We start from the raw sequence: 19,270 nt of genomic DNA on the forward strand, positions 1-19,270 counted from the left end.
GGGTATGCGTAATCCGGTATTATCCGGCTGTTGTTATTTAATTCTTCAGCGCTGAGTTAATTTTAATTATTAATGGTTATCCATTGTCGTGTTTTAGATGAATGATAAATAGCATCGACTATCGCCAGTGATTTTCGGGCTTCATTAATATTGATATATTCTGTCTGACCTCCATGAGTAATAGCATGATAAAACTGACGAATAGCCTGTTGGTGGCCCAGGCCCCAGTAACTTTTGACGTGGCCGTCCGGCGAACCATCGCAATCCAGCTTCAGGCGTCGGTCCGCTGTAACGCGCCACAGGGTGTTATCGGTGAGCTGGAGCATGCCTTGCTCGCAATGGATCTCCAGCAGCAGCGGTGAATCGAGGGTGTTACAGTTGCTGGCGTAAAACAGACCGCGGGCGCCGTTGGCAAAGTGCAGGGTCGCCATCGCGCTGTCTTCGGCTTCAGTGACGTCCGCCAGTTCACTGCTATCCACTACGCCTTTCAAACGCGTCACGCCGCCTGCGAACCACTGCATCAGATCGAGGGTATGAATAGCCTGGTTGATTAGTAAACTGCCGCCTTCGCTGGCAAAACGCCCACGCCACGGACTTTCGCTGTAATAAGCCCGGGAGCGCGACCAGGTCAAAACCGCTTTAATGCTTAGCATTCTGCCGAGCGTATTTTTCGCCAGTTCGTCGCGGATACGTAAACTGGTTGGATTAAGGCGGTTTTGATAGCACACGCCCAGTAAGCCTTGGGCAGACGCCGCCGCGTAAGCTATGTCTGCTACCTCTGTGCAATTCAACCCTACCGGTTTTTCGCAAAACACATGTTTCCCGGCGGCAAGCGCGGCCGTAATCATGTTTTTGTGCTCGAAGTGAGGCGTACAGATATGGACGACGTCAATGTCATTATCCAGCAGCATTTCCCGGTAATTCTGGTAATAGCGGCAGTTATACGCGATGGCCTGTTGCAAACCGTTGGCGCTATCAATATCGACCAGCGCGCGCAGCGTGACCCCCGGCAAAAGCCGGAGGGCGTTTACGTGGATGCTGTGGATAGCCCCCGCGCCGATGATGGCGGCATTTAGCGTTGTCATGTCACCTCCGGTTATGTGCGGGCATTCGCCAGCATTTGTGCCTTCACGCACAGTTCTGCGGCTTTAAAGGCGTGGGCCTGAGTCATGGCGTTTTCCGTGCGATTCAGACAATCGAGAATGAATTCGCCGAAGAAAGGAAAACCAACTTTGCCCGCGACTGGGTAGCGGAATTCCCCTTCTTTATTCACCAGATACACCACATCCTGTTCACCTCGGGTGATATCCACATACTTGCGGATCTCAATGTAGCCTTCGGTACCCAGCAAGGTCAGGCGTCCATCCCCCCAGCTACTGAGCCCCTGCGGCGTGAACCAGTCGCAGCGGAAGTAGCCGGTCGCCCCGTTGTCGCCCGCCAGCATGGCATCGCCAAAGTCTTCGAACTGCGGATACTGCGGATGATTGACGTTACGCACATGGCTGGCGACGATATGCGCCTCGCTATTGCCGGTATAAAAGAGAAATTGTTCGATTTGATGGCTGCCGATGTCGCACAGAATGCCGCCAAAATAGCGTTTGTCGTAAAACCAGTTCGGGCGACCGTTGCCTTCGCGGTGCGGACCGGTGCCCAGAGTTTGCATCACGCGCCCAATAGCCCCTTGATGGATTAGCTGGCCGGCAAACACGGCGCTTTCAACGTGCAGACGCTCGCTGTAATAGACCGCGTATTTACGTCCGGTCTTCGCCACCATTGCTTTGGCGTCTTCCAGCTGTGCGAGGGTGGTTAACGGAGCCTTGTCGGTGAAGTAGTCTTTACCAGCCGCCATTACCTTCAGCCCCAGCGGGCAGCGTTCAGAGGGAATTGCCGCCCCGGCAACCAGCCGGACCTCGCGATCGTTCAGGATAGTCTCGAGCGAATCGGCAACCTGCGCTTGCGGATAATGCTGCAGAAATTGATCTATTTTGAGCGGGTCGGGATCGTAAACCCATTTCAGCGTGGCACCTGCTTCAATCAACCCGTTGCACATGCCGTAGATATGACCGTGATCGAGTGAGGACGCGGCAATGACAAACTCGCCAGGCTCCACGACCGGCTGAGGCTTCCCGGTAGGGGCGTAGTGCATTCCATCTTGCTTGTTCATTTTTTAACTCCTGAATCTAAGTCTTTACCCAGGGGGATAGCGCCCACCTCCGTGAAATTGCTCACGGAGGCGGATTTCTCATAAAAATGTGGGGCGATTTCAATCAGCCCGCTGGTGCGATAAAACGCATCGGTGTGGTGGATGGGCAGTGTTACCACCGTGCGGGTGATGGCGGATTTATAGATAGCGGTAATCAGCTCCAGCGAGCGCTTGCCTTGTTCGCCATCGACTAGGGGACATGTCCGTTTGTCGATGGCGTTAAGCAGGTTATCGATTTGTCCGGTATGTAGCGTCCATTGCAGTGCTGGCGTAGCGCGAAAAAGTGTCTCCAGATGCTGTTCCAGTTCGCCGTTATTGTTTGGTTGCGGGAAGCCGTTATCCGCCGACTGGCTGGCATGAACCTGCCACGGCGCAGAAATACGCGCCTTTTCGCCTTGAATGACAATCTTTTGGTCTTCGCCGTGATGCACCACGGAGGCGGTCACCTGTGTCAGTGCCCCGTTGGGGTATTTGAAGATAGCCGCGCTAAGGTCTTCGACTTCCGCATTGTCATGAGCAACGTTGGTCATCATCGCCACCACTTCGGCCGGGAAACCCAGCATCCATTGAATGGCGTCAATGTGGTGCACTGCGTGATTCAGCGTGCAGCCGCCGCCTTCTTTCTGCCACGTGCCGCGCCACCATAAGTCGTAATAGCAGTGTCCGCGCCACCAGAATGAATCCACCTGCGCATGGCAAATCTTGCCCGCCAGCCCGGAATCAACAACGGTTTTCAGACGCCAGAAGGCATCGGTAAAGCGGTTTTGCGCGATGACCGATAAGGTTTTCCCGCTGGCCTTTTGCGCGGCGATCATCGCATCGCACTCTTCGAGTGAGGCGGCCATCGGTTTTTCGCACAGCACATGTTTTCCGGCCTGCAGCGCATCAATGCTGATAGCTGCGTGCACGTACGGCGGAGTGCAGACATCGACCACATCTACTTCGATGCCCGCGTCCAGCATCGCCTGATGACTGTGGTAGACCCGCGTTTCGCCCAGGCCATAGCGTGATTTCTTCTCTTCGGCTTTCTCCGGGTAGATATCAACCAGGGCGACAATCCGGCAACGATCGGTGAACTGTAAATACCCCTGAATGTGGTTGTGGGAGATATTCCCGGTTCCAACAATGGCAATATTCAGCATGATTTTCTCCTGCGCGTTACCAGCTACCGGAAGCGTCCAGCGTGCGGCTGGCCGTGGTTTTTTCCACTGAAGAGGCGATACGTTGTTGGATCAACTGGAAGTAACGCTGTTCATCGATCGGTAGCTCGACCCAGTCATCGGTCCAGGTAGAGAGGTGCATCGCATTGGAAAGCGTCAGGCCGCGAATGCCTTCCAGACCGGGGGCAATCAGCGGCTCGCCGTGCAGAATCGCGGCGGTGAAATTGCGGGTAATGACATAATGCTCGCTGCATTCTGGTTCGGTAGGGATAGTCACCTCCCAGCATTCCGGCTCACCAAAACCGTTTTGCCAGCGGGCGTTAAAGTCGGTTTCGGATTCCCGTAGTTTCCAGAAGCGCAGGCGGCCTTCTTCCACTACCACTTTTCCCCGGCTGCCGACAATTTCCAGGCGATTTGTGCCGGGTGTTTCGGCGACGGTGGTGATGAACACGCCGGTCGCGCCGTTGGCGTATTCCGCGTAGGCCGTGACGTCATCTTCAACTTCAATCTGGCGGTGTTTGCCAAACTGGCAAAAGGCACGCAAGCGTACCGGCATGCCGACCAGCCATTGCCATAAATCGAGTTGGTGCGGATCCTGATTAAGCAGCACGCCGCCGCCTTCACCTTTCCAGGTCGCGCGCCAGCCGCCGGAGTTGTAATAGCTCTGCGAACGATACCAGTTGGTAATGATCCAGTTAGAGCGACGCAGCTCGCCGAGTTCGCCACTGTCGATCAGATCCTTAACTTTCTGATACAGCGGATTGGGGCGCTGGTTGTACATCAAGCCGAACACCACATCGCATTCGCGCGCACAGGCGTTCATCTCTTGTACCTGCGCGGTGTAGACCCCAGCAGGCTTCTCGCACAACGTATGGATGCCAAGACGCATGGCCATCATCGATAAACCTGGATGGTCATAGTGCGGTGTGGCGACGATAACGGCGTCGATCAGCCCACTTTCCAGCATCTCACGCGCATCGCTGAACAGTGTCACCTCTTCACCGACCAGCCGTTGGATCGCCGCATGCTGATCAGGATTGTTATCGCATACTGCGGCGAGCGCTGCTTCTTGTACCGTTCCGGCCAGCAGGTAGCGCGCGTGGACGGTACCAATGTTGCCAACCCCAATAATGCCAAAGCGTATTTTTTTCATGTCGTGCCTTTTTCATGAGAAAGAAGGGATATGCGGAACATATGAAACGCCTGGAATATCGACAATGTGATTTTGTGAGAACGGTTGCAGGATGAAAAAGAAGTTCATCCAGTCATTGAAAAAGTGTTTTAGAGTCAATGAACTACGTTTGCAAAAAATTGCAAAGATTGATTGCGAGTGAGGTCACAGAATGTCTGGCAAGCTAAAAATGGACGAAATTGCTGCCCTGACAGGGTACTCGGTGAGTACGGTGTCGAGAGTACTTAGCGGAAAGTCATATACCAGCGATAACGCGCGCGATGCGATTGTCAGCTGCGCGCGCAGGCTGGGCGTTCTGGACTCGCTGTCCAGTGGACGGCTATTGATCAACGGCATCGCCATTTTCGCCCCGTTGCGTACCTTTACCGCCCGTGGCGATGCATTTTACCTCGAAGTGACGCGCGGAATTGCTGAGGCGATAGCGCCGCATGATGTCTATCTGAGTTACTGCGGGCTGGATGAGCAACGCGCGGACATAAAGGTCTTTCAGGAAAAGGCCAACAGTAAAAATATCAATGCCATTATTCTCATCGGCATTGATGACCCGACCGTGCATAAACTGGCGCTACTGCTGGATAAACCCTGCGTGTTGATTAACTCGCAGGACAAAGAAGGGTTACTGGATGCGGTATCCCCCGATCACCGGGCAATTGGCAACCGTGCTGTGCAATATCTTTTTGATCAGGGGCATCGGCGTATTCTCCATGTCACCAGCCTGCGCCGGGAAACCTTGTACTGGCGTCTGGAGGGCATTAAGGAGGTCTACCGACAATATCAGATACCGTTTGATACCGGGCGTGATCTGCTGGTGACGGAAGGGTTTTCTGAGGATGAATCAGAACGTGCGATGGACCACTGGCTACGTGAGACGCCGCGTGAAGCGTGGCCAGAGGTCATTTTCTGCGCCGGGGCATCAATGTCGACGGGCATCCAGCGGGTGCTGGAAAACGGTGGCGTGGAGATACCCGGTGAGATGTCGCTGATGACGACGGATGTTCAGGAGTTGGATGCGCATATCGTCGCCGCGGTAACCAGTATCACTATCCCCTGTCGGGCACTGGGCGTGGAGGCGGTGCATTTGCTGCAGAACCGTCTTAATCGCCCCTCTGCGCCCGTGTTTAACCTGTTGTTGAAGGGAAAGGTGACGGATCGGGGAACCGTTACCCACGCAACGCGCCATGCCGCGCGGGTGACGGTAGCGCGCTAATCGCGGATCAACGTTCTGGCGGCAGACAAACGCCAATCCCGCCAATGCCACAGTACCCATAAGGATTTTTATGCAGATACTGCTGGTGGTCGTCCTCGGCATAGTAGAACGGGGTTGCGGTAGTGATTTCCGTTGTAATGGTGCGCTCGTCGCCAGCGGCGGTCATTGCTGCCTGAAAACGCTCAAGGCTTGCCCGTGCCGCGACGGTTTGCTCCGGCGTTAACGGGTAAATGGCGGAGCGATACTGCGTCCCCTGGTCGTTCCCCTGACGCATGCCCTGCGCCGGGTCGTGATTTTCCCAGAACACCTGCAGCAGTTGCTCGTAGCTGATAACATGCGGGTCATAGACGACGCGTACCGCTTCGGCGTGTCCGGTGTCGCCGGAACACACTTCCCGATAGGTTGGGTTAGGGGTGTAGCCGCCGGTATATCCGGCCGCTGTGCTGTATACCCCGGGTAATGACCAGAATAAACGTTCAACGCCCCAGAAACATCCCATGGCGAAAAAGGCTATCTCCATACCGTCGGGCACGTTGGTCATCGAATGTTGGTTAACCGCATGCAGCGTTGCCACTGGCATCGGGGTGTTGCGTCCAGGTAGGGCATCTGCTTGAGTAACAAGATGCTTTCTATCAAATAAACTCATGGCCGTTCTCCCGAAATCAGTCATTTGGGTTAAGGTTGTAACGAGACGCGTCTTTGCCCACAATAAACGGCGTGAATACGTCTAGAGTTAAACATAAGAAATATTTGGGTTGTCGTCTGTTTTTCAACTCTTATTGTTGATTTTTTGTTAAGCCGAGGAACGGCATAGTATTTTTTTCCAGGGGTGGGAAAAAAGGATATTCAGGAGAAAATGTGCCACATATCCGTCAGTTATGTTGGGTGGGATTACTGTGCTTAAGTGGCTCCGCCGCCGCAGCGAATGTTCGCTTACAGGTCGAGGGATTATCAGGACCGCTGGAGAAAAACGTCCGTGCGCAGCTATCCACGATTCAAAGTGATGAAGTCACTCCAGACCGACGCTTTCGTGCGCGCGTTGATGATGCCATCCGCGAAGGGCTAAAAGCGCTGGGCTACTTTGAGCCCACCATTGATTTTGAGCTGCGTCCGCCGCCGGCGAAAGGACGCCAGGTGTTGATTGCCAAAGTGACCCCTGGTGAGCCGGTGCTGATTGGCGGCACCGAAGTGATTCTGCGCGGTGGCGCACGTACGGATAAAGATTACCTGGATCTGCTGAAAACGCGACCGGCAATCGGCACCGTGCTGAATCAGGGGGACTATGATAACTTCAAAAAATCACTCACCAGCGTGGCGCTGCGCAAAGGCTATTTCGACAGTGAATTTAATAAAAGTCAGCTTGGAATAGCGCTCGAACGCCGCCAGGCATTCTGGGATATCGATTACAACAGCGGTGAACGCTATCGCTTTGGGCATGTCACTTTTGAAGGCTCGCAAATTCGCGATGAGTACCTGCAAAATTTGGTGCCCTTTAAAGAGGGTGAAGAGTACGAGTCGAAAGATCTGGGCGAACTGAACCGTCGTCTGTCGGCGACCGGATGGTTTAATTCCGTGGTCGTCGCTCCGGAATTTGATAAAGCCCGTGAAACCAAAGTGCTGCCGCTGAAAGGCGTTGTGTCGCCGCGAACTGAAAATACCATCGAAACCGGGGTCGGTTACTCAACTGACGTCGGTCCACGGGTGAAGACCTCGTGGAAAAAGCCGTGGATGAACTCCTATGGCCACAGCCTGACCACCAGCGCCAGCATCTCTGCGCCAGAGCAGGTTCTTGATTTCAGTTATAAAATGCCGCTATTAAAGAACCCGCTGGAGCAGTATTACCTGGTGCAGGGGGGCTTTAAGCGTACCGATTTAAACGATACCGAGCAGGACTCCACTACGCTTGCGGTTTCCCGCTACTGGGATCTCTCCAGCGGCTGGCAGCGCGCGATTAACCTGCGCTGGAGCCTCGACCACTTTACCCAGGGTAACGTCACTAACACCACCATGCTGCTCTATCCGGGCGTGATGATCAGCCGGACGCGCTCGCGCGGCGGTCTGATGCCAGTCTGGGGCGACTCCCAACGTTATTCTATCGATTACTCCAACACGGCCTGGGGTTCAGACGTTGATTTCTCCGTCTTCCAGGCGCAAAACGTCTGGATCCGCACGCTGTACGATCGTCATCGCTTTGTAATGCGCGGCAACCTCGGCTGGATCGAAACCGGGGACTTCGACAAAGTACCGCCGGATCTGCGTTTCTTCGCCGGGGGCGATCGCAGCATTCGCGGCTACAAATACAAATCTATTTCGCCTGAAGGCAGCGACGGCAAGCTGAAAGGGGCCTCGAAGCTGGCGACCGGCTCGTTGGAATATCAGTACAACGTGACCGGAAAATGGTGGGGCGCGATGTTTGTCGATAGCGGCGAAGCGGTCAGCGATATCCGCAGAAGCGATTTCAAAACCGGTGCCGGGGTCGGCGTACGCTGGCAATCGCCAGTGGGACCCATCAAGCTCGACTTTGCTGTCCCTGTGGGCGACAAAGATGAACATGGTTTACAGTTTTACATCGGTCTGGGGCCTGAATTATGAGTTTATGGAAGAAGATAAGCCTCGGCGTGCTGATTTTTATCCTGCTGTTGTTAGGCACGGTGGCGTTCCTCGTCGGCACCACCTCGGGCCTGCATCTGATCTTCAAAGCGGCGAATCGTTGGGTTCCGGGGCTGGAGATTGGTCAGATCACCGGCGGCTGGCGGGATTTATCGCTCAAAAATATTCGTTATGACCAACCTGGCGTGGCGGTGAATGCTGGCGAAGTGCATCTGGCCGTGGGGCTTAACTGCCTGTGGGACAGCAGCCTGTGCGTCAACGATCTGTCGCTGAAAAATATCAACGTGGCGATCGACAGCAAAAAGATGCCGCCATCAGCGCCGGTTGAAGAGGAAGAGAGCGGTCCGCTTAACCTTTCCACACCTTACCCAATCACGCTTTCGCGCGTGGCGCTGAACAACATCAATATCAAAATCGATGACACCACGGTTTCGGTGCTGGAATTTACCTCCGGCCTGAACTGGCAGGAAAAAACGCTAACCCTGAAGCCAACGTCATTACAGGGGCTGCTGATTGCCCTGCCTAAAGTGGCGGAAGTGGCGCAGGAAGAGGTTGTCGAACCAAAGATTCAAAATCCGCAACCGGATGAAAAACCGCTCGGCGAAACGCTAAAAGATCTGTTCTCAAAGCCGGTGCTGCCGGAAATGACCGATGTCCATCTGCCGCTCAATCTCAACATTGAAGCGTTTCGCGGCGAGCAGCTGCGCGTGACCGGGGATACGGATTTAACGGTACATAACATGCTGCTGAAAGTGAGCAGCATTGACGGCAACATGAAACTCGATGCACTGGATATCGACTCGAATCAGGGGACGGTAAAAGCCAGCGGCACGGCGCAACTGACCGACACGTGGCCGGTCGATATTACGTTAAACAGCACGCTCAACGTCGATCCGTTAAAAGGCGAAAAGGTGAAGCTGAAGGTCGGCGGCGCGCTGCGTGAACAGCTGGAAGTCGGCGTAAATCTGTCTGGTCCGGTGGATATGGACCTGCGGGCGCAGGCGCGTCTGGCGGAAGCCGGATTGCCGCTCAACCTTGAGGTGGTGAGTAAGCAGGTTTACTGGCCGTTTACCGGCGACAAGCAGTTCCAGGCTGATGACATCAAGCTCAAACTGACCGGTAAGATGACCGACTATACGCTGTCGATGCGTACCGCTGTGAAAGGTCAGGATATTCCTCCGGCTACCATCACGCTGGATGCCAAAGGCAACGAACAGCAGATCAATCTCGACAAACTCAGCGTTGCGGCGCTGGAAGGGAAAACTGAGCTGAAAGCGCTGGTGGACTGGCAGCAGGCGATCAGCTGGCGCGGGGAGCTAACGCTGGATGGCATCAACACGGCGAAAGCGATCCCGGAGTGGCCATCAAAACTGAATGGCCTGGTGAAAACTCGCGGCAGTCTGTACGGCGGAAGCTGGCAGATGGAGGTGCCCGAGCTGAAGCTGGCCGGCAACGTGAAGCAGAACAAGGTTAATGTGCACGGTTCGCTGAAGGGTAACAGCTACCTGCAGTGGACGATCCCGGGCCTGCATCTGGAACTGGGACGCAACAGCGCGGATGTGAAAGGGGAACTGGGGGTCAAAGACCTCAATCTCGACGCGACGATTGATGCCCCGAGCCTGGATAACGCGCTGCCGGGACTGGGCGGTACGGCGAAAGGGCTGGTAAAAGTTCGCGGTACGGTTGAAGCGCCACAGCTGCTGGCGGATATCACCGCCCGGGGTCTGCGCTGGCAGGAGCTGTCCGTCGCTCAGGTGCGCGTCGAAGGCGACGTGAAATCGGCAGAGCAAATCGCTGGTAATCTCAACGTTCGCGTAGAGCGGATTGTACAGCCTGACGTGAATATTGGCCTGGTGACGCTCAATGCCAAAGGTAGCGAAAAGCAGCATGAGCTGCAGTTGCGCATTCAGGGGGAACCGGTCTCCGGGCAGCTCTCCCTGGCAGGTAGCTTTGATCGCAAAGAGCAGCGCTGGAAAGGTGCGTTAAGCGATACCCGCTTCCAGACGCCGGTCGGTCCGTGGTCCCTTAACCGCCCTGTCGCGCTGGATTATCGCAATCAGGAACAGAAAATCAGCATTGGGCCGCACTGCTGGAACAACCCGAATGCGGAACTGTGCGTACCGCAAACTATTGATGCCGGTGCACAAGGACGCGCGGTGGTGAACCTTAACCGCTTTGACCTGGCGATGCTAAAACCGTTTATGCCGGATACAACCCAGGCCAGCGGCGTTTTCACTGGCAAAGCTGATGTGAGCTGGGACACCACCAAAGAGGGGCTGCCGCAGGGGCAGGTTACGCTGAGCGGACGTAACGTGAAGGTCACGCAAAGCGTGAACGATGCGCCGCTCCCTGTGGCGTTTGAAACGCTGAATCTGACCGCCGACCTGCACAATAACCGTGCCGAGCTGGGCTGGCTGATTCGCCTGACCAACAACGGGCAGTTTGACGGCCAGGTGCAGGTGACGGATCCGCAAGGACGCCGCAGTCTCGGCGGCAACGTCAACATCCGCAACTTCAATCTGGCGATGGTGAACCCCATTTTCTCGCGCGGTGAAAAAGCGGCTGGGGTGATCAACGCCAACCTACGTCTGGGCGGTGATGTGCAAAGCCCGCAACTGCTCGGACAACTGCAGCTGAGCGGTCTGGATATCGACGGCAACTTTATGCCGTTTGACATGCAGCCAAGCCAGTTAGCCGTTAACTTCACCGGAACACGCTCAACGCTGGCGGGCGTGGTGCGTACGCAGCAGGGCGAAATTAACCTGAGCGGCGATGCCGACTGGAGTCAGATAGACAACTGGCGGGCGCGCGTTGCGGCTAAAGGCAGCAGGGTTCGTATTACCGTGCCGCCGATGGTCCGCCTGGACGTATCGCCGGACGTGGTCTTTGAAGCCACGCCGAGCCTGTTTACCCTTGATGGCAACGTGGATGTGCCGTGGGCGCGTATCGTGGTACACGATCTGCCGGAGAGCGCGGTAGGGGTTTCCAGCGATATGGTCATGCTTAACAACAATCTGCAACCGGAGAAACCGCAGACAGCAGGTATTCCGATCAACAGCAACCTGAACATCCATGTCGGTAACAACGTGCGTATTGACGCCTTTGGTCTGAAAGCGCGTCTGACGGGCGATCTGAAAGTGGTGCAGGATAAGCAGGGGCTGGGGCTGAACGGACAAATTAATATTCCGAGCGGGCGTTTCCATGCCTATGGTCAGGATCTGATTGTGCGTAAGGGCGAGCTGTTGTTCTCCGGTCCGCCGGATCAGCCGTTACTCAACATCGAAGCAATTCGTAACCCGGAAGCCACCGAAGACGACGTGATCGCCGGGGTTCGCGTCACGGGCTCCGCCGATGAGCCGAAGGCGGAAATCTTCTCCGACCCGGCGATGTCGCAGCAAATGGCGCTTTCCTACCTGCTACGCGGACAAGGACTGGATAGCGAACAGAGCGACAGCGCGGCAATGACTTCAATGCTTATTGGTCTGGGGGTTGCACAAAGTGGTCAGGTTGTGGGTAAAATCGGGGAGACATTTGGCGTAAGCAATCTGGCACTGGACACACAAGGGGTGGGTGATTCATCTCAGGTGGTTGTCAGCGGATACGTACTGCCAGGTCTGCAGGTGAAATATGGTGTGGGTATATTTGACTCCTTAGCGACACTCACGCTACGTTATCGTCTGATGCCTAAGCTATATCTGGAAGCAGTGTCTGGCGTAGATCAGGCACTTGATTTGCTCTATCAGTTCGAGTTTTAGCAATGCGAATATTTGTCTACGGCAGTTTACGAACCAAACAAGGCAACAGCCACTGGATGACCAATGCCCTGTTGCTGGGAAATTTCAGTATCGACAACTACCAGTTGTATAGCCTGGGCCACTATCCAGGCGCCGTTCCAGGAGAGGGAACAGTACACGGGGAAGTTTATCGTATTGATAACGCCACGCTGGCAGAGCTTGACGCTCTGCGTACCCGTGGCGGTGAATACGCACGCCAGTTAATTCAAACGCCGTACGGAAGTGCATGGATGTACGTGTACCAACGTCCGGTTGATGGCTTAACGCTGATTGAAAGCGGTAACTGGTTAGACCGAGACCAGTACTGATATGAACACGCCACCCTTGGGTGGCGTTGTTTTATTCTGGATTTAAAACTCCACGCGCGCGCCGAGGTTATAGCGGCGTCCTTCCACCTGTGCGGATTCGTTCCACGCGGTTGTCAGTTTCGGATCTTCATCCAACACGTTGTAGACCCCAGCCATCAGTTGCGTGTGCTTATTGAGCTGATAACGTAGGCCTACATCCACCATCGTGTAGTCATCGTACTTATAGTTATTGCCGCTGTTGCGGTTACTGCTGCGATAATTCACCGTACTCCATACGTCCAGGCTTTGCGTTGCTGCCCAGTTCAGCGACAGATTCGCCATATGGCGCGGATAATCGTTTAGCGCGTAGCCTTTGTTAACGCCGCTTTTTTGTTCGCTGTGGTTCCAGGTGTAGTTAGCGTTGGCTTTTACATCGGCGGTAATCTGCCAGTCGGCATTCAGTTCTATACCGTATACATCCGCCTCGCTGACGTTGAAGTATTTACTGACGGAATCCGCGTTGTAGCCGTTGACGGAGCACTGGTTCGTCGACGTGGTTTCACAAATCGTTTGTTCAGCAATTTTGTCTTTGAACTGCGTATAGAAGACGGTGCTGTCGAGCGATAGCGCATCTCCCGTCCAGTAGAGGCCCAGTTCAGAGTTAACGCTTTGTTCAGGTTTCAGGTCGTCGTTACCAACGGTGAGGAAGGGATAAGGTACGGTTGAGCCGTAAGGGGTTACGAAGTTGCTGGACGTCGCGCGCAGCTCCGGTTTTTTATAGCCTGCGGAAACGCCGCCTTTCAGCGCCCAGTCATTGCTAAAGGCCCAGTTACCGTACATTTTCGGCGTAATATGTGTGCCAAAATTGTCATCCTGGTCCATCCTCGCTGACGTGGTCAGGATGAAATCGCCAATGCTCCAGCCGTCTTCAGCAAACAATGCCCAACCGTTACGGCTGATTTTGGTCACCGGGTCAGATCCGGGCAGCGTTTTGTTGGCCACATCAAAGCGGTCATTCAGCTCTTCGCGCGTGAAATTCGCCCCAACGGTCAGTTTATGGGTGTCGAGCGTGAAAGTGGTTTGCGAATTGGCGACGTAGTTCTCCATCTGCACATACTGCGGGGACTGTCCGTCATAAACATACTTCGAACGGCCTTTTTCATAGTTTATGTAGTTGGTCGTCGCGATGGTGTCGTCTGCATACCAGCCGGTATGCGTCAGGGTGGCGGCGTTACGATCGAACAGCCATGACCACGGCGCACCGCGTTTCTGGGTACGGTTTTTTTCCTGCTCACCGGTGACCACGTTGAGATCGAACAGGTTATTCTCGCTGGCGGCCAGGCCCAATGTCATATCAACGGATTTACGATTGTGTTTGCCAAAATAGTTATTGCGATCGTCATCGCGACGGTCAAGCCAGTCGGCCGCCACGCTAAGGCCGAGAACATCGGGCACAATCGGCCCCATGGTAAACAAATTCATCTGGCTGGTATTACCTAAATACTGGTGTTCCTGCAGCCAGGTATTGGCAGCAATTGCCGTGGTCCACTCTTTTGCGCCGTACGGTTTTTTGGTAATGACGTTAACCACACCGCCGATGGCGTCTGAGCCGTACAGCGAGGACATCGGCCCACGGATAACTTCGATACGCTCAATGGCCTCCATTGGCGGTAAGAAGTTGGCTTCAGTACCAATATCATGTCCGTAAGGGCGAGATTCACCGGTATTTTGTTTGACGCTGTTGACCATAAAAGCGGTATAGGACGGGTCCATGCCGCGGATCATAATGCTACCGGCGTTCATGCCACTGCTGTTGGTGACCGAGACGCCGGGAAGGTTTTTAATGGCTTCACCGATGCTACGGTCCGGCTGAATATCCAGCGTGTTACGATCGATAACTGAAATAGTGGCCGGCGCTTCGCGTTTTTGCTGCGAGAATCCGGATGCGGTGATCACCATTTCATCTTCGCTAGTGCGTGAGGTCTCGGTGAGTTCTTCTGCCTGGGTGGGGAAAATAACACCGCCTGAGAATGCAACGATCCCTGTCAGCGTAATAAGTTGACGCGTTTTCATAATATAGACACCTGAAAAGTAAAAAATAAAAACATCACCTTGCAGCTCAAAAAAGCTGCAAGGTGCAGATAGTTTTTTAATTATTAATATTTAGAGAGATCGATTTTCAGCACGTAGTCGGGCTTCACACCTGTCATTTTTTCCGACTGTTTGACGCTGACGTACAGGGTGTTAGCATCTGCCGAGAGTGCCAGACTGTTAGGTAAGGCATTGGTTTCAATGCTTTGTTTTACCTGATAGGTCTTGCTGTTCACAATGCTGATGCGTTTAGCATTACGGTGGGTGATATAAACTTCCTGGCGTTTTTCGTTATATATCACTGCCAGCGAGTTAATAACCTTAATTGGTGCAATAACCTTACCGGTATTAAGATCAACAACCAGTACGTCCGCTAAATCCGGATCGGTCAGGAATGCGCGGTTATTTTTTGCATCCAGGGCAATATTCAGGAAAAAATGTTTTTTATCTGGCTCAATGGTAAAGCGATTAATAATTTGATGGTTGGTGGTATCCAGCGTAATAAGCTCGTTTCGGCCATTCACAACATACAGGCGGTTCTTATTTGCATCCACGGCCATGCCGGTCGGGTACTGGCCCATGTTCTCGAGGGTGGCGATTTTCTCGCGCTTTTGTGTGTCCACCACCCAGACTATGCCTTTTTCAGCCACGCCGGAAACGTACAGACGGTGGTGCTGTTTATCGAGCACCATTTCACGCGTATGAACAATATCTTTCGGGTTTTTGGCTTCGCTCAGTTGCAGTATCGCCAGCTCTTTACCGCTGCGGGTATCGACTAGCGTTACTGAACCTTCCAGCGTGTTGCCGACATACAGCACCTGGTTTTCTTCATCCAGCGCGGTGGCAAAGGCACGACGGCTGGTGTCGATGACTTCAGTCGTCGTGAGTTTCTCCAGATCGAGTTTATAGATAAGCCCGCTGGTTTTATCTTTATCAAACGACGGCGACGAGGCGACAAAAAGCACATTCTGCTGGCTATCAACCGCCAGTTCATACACGCCGTTACCGACATCGCGAGTCAGAAAATCTTTCTCAGGTAGCGTCTGCGCCACGCTGGACAGGCTGGTAAATAACAGCGCTGTGGCGAGTGCCACGCAGGAATAGCGTTTCAGGGACTTCACATTGTGGAGGTTCATTGACTTTTATTCACATTTATTTACATGCTGAGAATGATAATGAGATCTAATCTCATTCGCAATTAAGATAAATGAAATGTGACTACCCATTCTGGTAGGTCAAAAAGAAAACAGCGAAGGGGAGAGGTGGTAGAACGTAGAAATTTAAAAACCCTTACTAACCAGAGACTGGCGTTCAGGGTTTTAAGCTAACGCGAACTTACTTCTTCGCGCGCTCGAAAGAAGCAACGATTTCAGCTTTAGCGGCTTCAGCGTTGTCCCAACCGTCAACTTTCACCCATTTGCCCGCTTCGAGATCTTTGTAGTGTTCGAAGAAGTGGGTGATCTGTGCTTTCAGCAGTTCCGGCAGGTCGGTCACATCTTTGATGTGATCGTATTCTTTGCTCAGCTTAGTGTGCGGAACCGCAACCAGTTTCGCATCTTCACCGGATTCGTCAGTCATTTTCAGTACGCCAACCGGACGGCAGCGGATCACTGAACCTGGCTCCAGCGGGTACGGAGTCGGGACAAGAACGTCTACCGGGTCACCGTCCAGAGACAGGGTGTGGTTGATGTAACCGTAGTTGCACGGATAGAACATCGCGGTGGACATGAAGCGGTCAACGAACAAGGCGCCGCTCTCTTTGTCAACTTCGTATTTGATCGGATCTGCGTTGGCAGGGATCTCGATAACAACGTAGATATCTTCCGGCAAGTCTTTACCGGCAGGGACGTTGAGTAAGCTCATGTCTGTTTCCTTTAAATAAGCTATGGCAAACAAGTGGCGGGTATTATAGCCAACTCGCGCTGAATGTCTCCGCTTGTTTTCGCTTTCTCTGCGCTCATTTTCTTCTTTTTACCCCTCTCTCGTGACAGAAAAATCCATATCTTCAGCCGCATTTTTCATAGCGGGATGAAAGCGATTACAAAGTTGTGATTAACGTTTTATTTACTTTTTTGAAGTGTGATGTAACGCAATTCGTTACATGCTCAATTGTCTATAGTTTTTTCGCGACGGTTTATTAACCAACAATAATCACCCTACGAGGACGCACTTATGTGGAAGCGCTTACTTTTAGTCACAGCAGTTTCGGCAGCCATGTCGTCTATGGCAATGGCAGCCCCTTTAACCGTAGGATTTTCGCAAGTTGGCTCTGAATCCGGCTGGCGCGCCGCAGAAACCAACGTTGCGAAAAGCGAGGCTGAAAAGCGTGGTATTACGCTGAAAATCGCTGACGGCCAGCAAAAGCAGGAAAACCAGATTAAAGCAGTTCGCTCATTTGTTGCGCAGGGCGTTGACGCCATCTTTATTGCGCCGGTCGTGGCAACGGGTTGGGAACCGGTTTTAAAAGAAGCTAAAGATGCCGACATTCCGGTCTTTTTGCTCGATCGTTCCATCGATGTAAAAGACAAATCTCTCTATATGACCACGGTCACCGCCGACAACGTGCTGGAAGGTAAATTGATCGGCGACTGGTTGATTAAACAAGTGAACGGCAAGCCGTGTAACGTCGTTGAGCTGCAAGGGACGGTCGGGGCCAGCGTGGCCATCGATCGTAAAAAAGGGTTTGCTGAAGCCATCGCCAGCGCGCCAAACATTAAGATTATCCGCTCACAGTCCGGCGACTTCACCCGCAGTAAAGGGAAAGAAGTGATGGAGAGCTTTATCAAAGCGGAAAACAATGGCAAGAACATCTGCATGGTTTACGCCCACAACGATGACATGGTGATCGGGGCAATCCAGGCGATTAAAGAAGCAGGCCTGAAACCCGGCAAAGATATTCTGACCGGTTCCATCGACGGTGTACCGGATATCTACAAAGCAATGATTGACGGTGAAGCCAACGCCAGCGTCGAGCTGACGCCGAATATGGCAGGCCCGGCATTCGACGCGCTGGAGAAATTCAAAAAAGACGGCACGATGCCTGAGAAGCTGACCATTACCAAGTCGATCCTCTATCTGCCGGATACGGCGAAAGAAGAGTTAGAGAAGAAGAAAAACATGGGCTACTAGTTTTGCTGCCGGTCTTCCGTAGGCCTGATGGCGTTGCGCTTATCAGGCCTACGAAAAGGCCGTGATTTCGTACCGGAGGAATGCCATGACCACCGACCCCCATCAGGAAATCCTCCGCACCGAAGGATTAAGCAAATTCTTTCCCGGCGTCAAAGCGCTGGATAACGTGGATTTCAGCTTGCGTCGCGGTGAGATTATGGCGCTGCTGGGAGAAAACGGAGCCGGTAAATCGACGCTAATCAAAGCGCTGACCGGCGTTTACCATGCAGATCGCGGCACGATCTGGCTCGAAGGCCAGCCTATCTCCCCCAAAAATACCGCCCATGCCCAGCAGTTGGGGATCGGTACCGTGTATCAGGAAGTGAACCTGCTGCCCAATATGTCGGTAGCGGATAACTTGTTTATTGGCCGTGAACCGCGGCGTTTTGGCCTGCTGCTGCGCAAGCAGATGGAAAAACTCGCGACGGAGTTGATGGCGTCATACGGTTTTTCCCTCGACGTGCGCGAGCCGCTGAACCGCTTTTCCGTGGCGATGCAGCAGATCGTCGCCATCTGTCGGGCGATCGATCTCTCCGCGAAAGTGCTGATCCTCGATGAGCCCACCGCCAGTCTTGATACCCAGGAAGTAGAAATGCTGTTCGGCCTGATGCGGCATCTGCGCGATCGGGGCGTCAGTCTGATCTTCGTTACCCACTTCCTCGATCAGGTCTATCAGGTCAGCGATCGCATTACCGTCCTGCGTAACGGCGGCTTCGTTGGCTGCCGTGAAACCCGCGAACTGCCACAGATCGAACTGGTCAAAATGATGCTGGGTCGCGAACTGGATACCCATGCGCTACAGCGTGCGGGCCGTACGCTGCTGAGTGATAAACCAGTGGCGGCCTTTAGCGACTTTGGCAAGAAAGGCACCATCGCGCCGTTTGATCTACAGGTGCGTCCTGGTGAGATCGTCGGTCTCGCTGGACTGCTGGGATCCGGGCGAACGGAAACGGCGGAGGTGATCTTCGGTATTAAACCCGCCGACAGCGGCAGTGCGCTGATCAAAGGCAAAGCGCAGACCTTGCGATCGCCGCATCAGGCTTCGTGTCTGGGGATCGGCTTCTGTCCGGAGGATCGCAAAACGGATGGCATTATCGCCGCCGCCTCGGTGCGGGAAAACATCATTCTGGCATTACAGGCGCAGCGTGGCTGGCTGCGGCCTATTCCGCGGAAAGAACAAAATGAGATTGCCGAGCGTTTTATCCGCCAGCTCGGAATTCGCACCCCCAACGCTGAACAGCCGATCGAATTCCTCTCCGGCGGCAATCAGCAAAAAGTATTGCTCTCGCGCTGGTTACTGACCAAACCGCAGTTCCTGATCCTCGATGAACCTACGCGTGGGATCGACGTCGGCGCGCATGCCGAGATCATCCGCCTGATCGAAACGCTGTGCGCGGATGGTCTGGCGCTGCTGGTGATTTCATCCGAACTGGAAGAGTTAGTGGGCTATGCCGATCGGGTCATTATTATGCGCGATCGCAAACAGGTGGCCGAGATCCCGCTGGCTGAACTGTCCGTGCCGGCGATCATGAACGCCATTGCGGCCTAAGGAGACTAT

14 protein-coding genes are annotated in these 19,270 nt (G+C 53.8%); 6 read left to right on the forward strand and 8 right to left on the reverse strand.

Translation table 11 applies throughout. The features are described from left to right. Positions 1 to 62: 62 nt before the first annotated feature. The 4 genes from OGV52_RS18225 to OGV52_RS18240 are packed head-to-tail and all read right to left on the reverse strand — an operon-like array spanning position 63 to position 4,516. Positions 63 to 1,085, reverse strand: a complete 1,023-nt coding sequence (locus OGV52_RS18225) for a Gfo/Idh/MocA family protein (RefSeq protein WP_141876177.1) — start codon at positions 1,083 to 1,085, stop codon at positions 63 to 65. 11 nt (positions 1,086 to 1,096) lie between these two features. Beyond that, the gene (locus OGV52_RS18230) at positions 1,097 to 2,164 is read right to left on the reverse strand and encodes a Gfo/Idh/MocA family protein (RefSeq protein WP_049283038.1); all 1,068 of its coding nucleotides are present in this window, start codon (positions 2,162 to 2,164) and stop codon (positions 1,097 to 1,099) included. Continuing rightward, the gene (locus OGV52_RS18235) at positions 2,161 to 3,345 is read right to left on the reverse strand and encodes a Gfo/Idh/MocA family protein (RefSeq protein WP_047499962.1); all 1,185 of its coding nucleotides are present in this window, start codon (positions 3,343 to 3,345) and stop codon (positions 2,161 to 2,163) included. Before OGV52_RS18235 ends, OGV52_RS18230 begins: the two co-directional genes overlap by 4 nt. Before the next feature lie 16 nt (positions 3,346 to 3,361). Then, positions 3,362 to 4,516: a Gfo/Idh/MocA family protein gene (locus OGV52_RS18240; protein ID WP_287108909.1), complete on the reverse strand. Its 1,155-nt coding sequence runs from the start codon at positions 4,514 to 4,516 to the stop codon at positions 3,362 to 3,364. Between the two features lie 190 nt (positions 4,517 to 4,706). Here OGV52_RS18240 and OGV52_RS18245 point away from each other — a divergent pair, with 190 nt between their 5' ends. After that, the gene (locus OGV52_RS18245) at positions 4,707 to 5,762 is read left to right on the forward strand and encodes a LacI family DNA-binding transcriptional regulator (RefSeq protein ID WP_047499954.1); all 1,056 of its coding nucleotides are present in this window, start codon (positions 4,707 to 4,709) and stop codon (positions 5,760 to 5,762) included. A gap of 7 nt (positions 5,763 to 5,769) precedes the next feature. Here OGV52_RS18245 and msrA read toward each other — a convergent pair whose 3' ends face one another. Beyond that, positions 5,770 to 6,408, reverse strand: coding sequence for a peptide-methionine (S)-S-oxide reductase MsrA (gene msrA, locus OGV52_RS18250; protein ID WP_049283035.1), 639 nt, complete (start codon positions 6,406 to 6,408; stop codon positions 5,770 to 5,772). A gap of 212 nt (positions 6,409 to 6,620) precedes the next feature. On the opposite strand from msrA, the gene tamA reads away from it, so the two are divergent. From tamA to OGV52_RS18265, 3 genes are read left to right on the forward strand one after another with little or no spacing between them, the layout of a single operon-like run. Further along, the gene (gene tamA / locus OGV52_RS18255) at positions 6,621 to 8,354 is read left to right on the forward strand and encodes an autotransporter assembly complex protein TamA (RefSeq protein ID WP_016155528.1); all 1,734 of its coding nucleotides are present in this window, start codon (positions 6,621 to 6,623) and stop codon (positions 8,352 to 8,354) included. Continuing rightward, positions 8,351 to 12,127 (forward strand): autotransporter assembly complex protein TamB, encoded by a 3,777-nt coding sequence (tamB, locus tag OGV52_RS18260; RefSeq protein ID WP_287108910.1) that lies wholly within the window; start codon positions 8,351 to 8,353, stop codon positions 12,125 to 12,127. The genes tamA and tamB overlap by 4 nt, the downstream gene beginning before the upstream one ends. Positions 12,128 to 12,129: 2 nt before the next feature. After that, on the forward strand, positions 12,130 to 12,474 hold the full coding sequence (locus OGV52_RS18265) for a gamma-glutamylcyclotransferase family protein (protein ID WP_016151451.1): 345 nt from the start codon (positions 12,130 to 12,132) through the stop codon (positions 12,472 to 12,474). A gap of 42 nt (positions 12,475 to 12,516) precedes the next feature. Here OGV52_RS18265 and OGV52_RS18270 read toward each other — a convergent pair whose 3' ends face one another. From OGV52_RS18270 to ppa, 3 genes are all read right to left on the reverse strand, one after another. Next, positions 12,517 to 14,526 (reverse strand): TonB-dependent receptor domain-containing protein, encoded by a 2,010-nt coding sequence (locus OGV52_RS18270; protein WP_047499946.1) that lies wholly within the window; start codon positions 14,524 to 14,526, stop codon positions 12,517 to 12,519. Between the two features lie 83 nt (positions 14,527 to 14,609). Next, positions 14,610 to 15,680, reverse strand: coding sequence for a 7-bladed beta-propeller protein YncE (yncE, locus tag OGV52_RS18275; protein ID WP_287108911.1), 1,071 nt, complete (start codon positions 15,678 to 15,680; stop codon positions 14,610 to 14,612). A gap of 199 nt (positions 15,681 to 15,879) precedes the next feature. After that, positions 15,880 to 16,407, reverse strand: a complete 528-nt coding sequence (gene ppa, locus OGV52_RS18280) for an inorganic diphosphatase (RefSeq protein ID WP_003025726.1) — start codon at positions 16,405 to 16,407, stop codon at positions 15,880 to 15,882. A gap of 309 nt (positions 16,408 to 16,716) precedes the next feature. On the opposite strand from ppa, the gene ytfQ reads away from it, so the two are divergent. After that, on the forward strand, positions 16,717 to 17,673 hold the full coding sequence (gene ytfQ / locus OGV52_RS18285; protein ID WP_016155532.1) for a galactofuranose ABC transporter substrate-binding protein YtfQ: 957 nt from the start codon (positions 16,717 to 16,719) through the stop codon (positions 17,671 to 17,673). Between the two features lie 85 nt (positions 17,674 to 17,758). Then, positions 17,759 to 19,261: a galactofuranose ABC transporter, ATP-binding protein YtfR gene (ytfR, locus tag OGV52_RS18290; protein WP_287108912.1), complete on the forward strand. Its 1,503-nt coding sequence runs from the start codon at positions 17,759 to 17,761 to the stop codon at positions 19,259 to 19,261. The last annotated feature ends 9 nt before the right edge of the window (positions 19,262 to 19,270 follow it).

The sequence above is a fragment of the Citrobacter sp. Cb041 genome (assembly GCF_030336655.1).
Taxonomy (GTDB): Bacteria; Pseudomonadota; Gammaproteobacteria; order Enterobacterales; family Enterobacteriaceae; genus Citrobacter; species Citrobacter braakii.

Coding starts and splice junctions, on each gene's coding strand:
- OGV52_RS18230 (WP_049283038.1), bottom strand. CDS start 2,164: ATGAACAAGCAAGATGGAATGCACTACGCCCCTACCGGGAAGCCTCAG.
- OGV52_RS18245 (WP_047499954.1), top strand. CDS start 4,707: ATGTCTGGCAAGCTAAAAATGGACGAAATTGCTGCCCTGACAGGGTAC.
- msrA (WP_049283035.1), bottom strand. CDS start 6,408: ATGAGTTTATTTGATAGAAAGCATCTTGTTACTCAAGCAGATGCCCTA.
- OGV52_RS18225 (WP_141876177.1), bottom strand. CDS start 1,085: ATGACAACGCTAAATGCCGCCATCATCGGCGCGGGGGCTATCCACAGC.
- yncE (WP_287108911.1), bottom strand. CDS start 15,680: ATGAACCTCCACAATGTGAAGTCCCTGAAACGCTATTCCTGCGTGGCA.
- OGV52_RS18270 (WP_047499946.1), bottom strand. CDS start 14,526: ATGAAAACGCGTCAACTTATTACGCTGACAGGGATCGTTGCATTCTCA.
- OGV52_RS18240 (WP_287108909.1), bottom strand. CDS start 4,516: ATGAAAAAAATACGCTTTGGCATTATTGGGGTTGGCAACATTGGTACC.
- OGV52_RS18265 (WP_016151451.1), top strand. CDS start 12,130: ATGCGAATATTTGTCTACGGCAGTTTACGAACCAAACAAGGCAACAGC.
- OGV52_RS18235 (WP_047499962.1), bottom strand. CDS start 3,345: ATGCTGAATATTGCCATTGTTGGAACCGGGAATATCTCCCACAACCAC.
- tamB (WP_287108910.1), top strand. CDS start 8,351: ATGAGTTTATGGAAGAAGATAAGCCTCGGCGTGCTGATTTTTATCCTG.
- ppa (WP_003025726.1), bottom strand. CDS start 16,407: ATGAGCTTACTCAACGTCCCTGCCGGTAAAGACTTGCCGGAAGATATC.
- ytfR (WP_287108912.1), top strand. CDS start 17,759: ATGACCACCGACCCCCATCAGGAAATCCTCCGCACCGAAGGATTAAGC.
- ytfQ (WP_016155532.1), top strand. CDS start 16,717: ATGTGGAAGCGCTTACTTTTAGTCACAGCAGTTTCGGCAGCCATGTCG.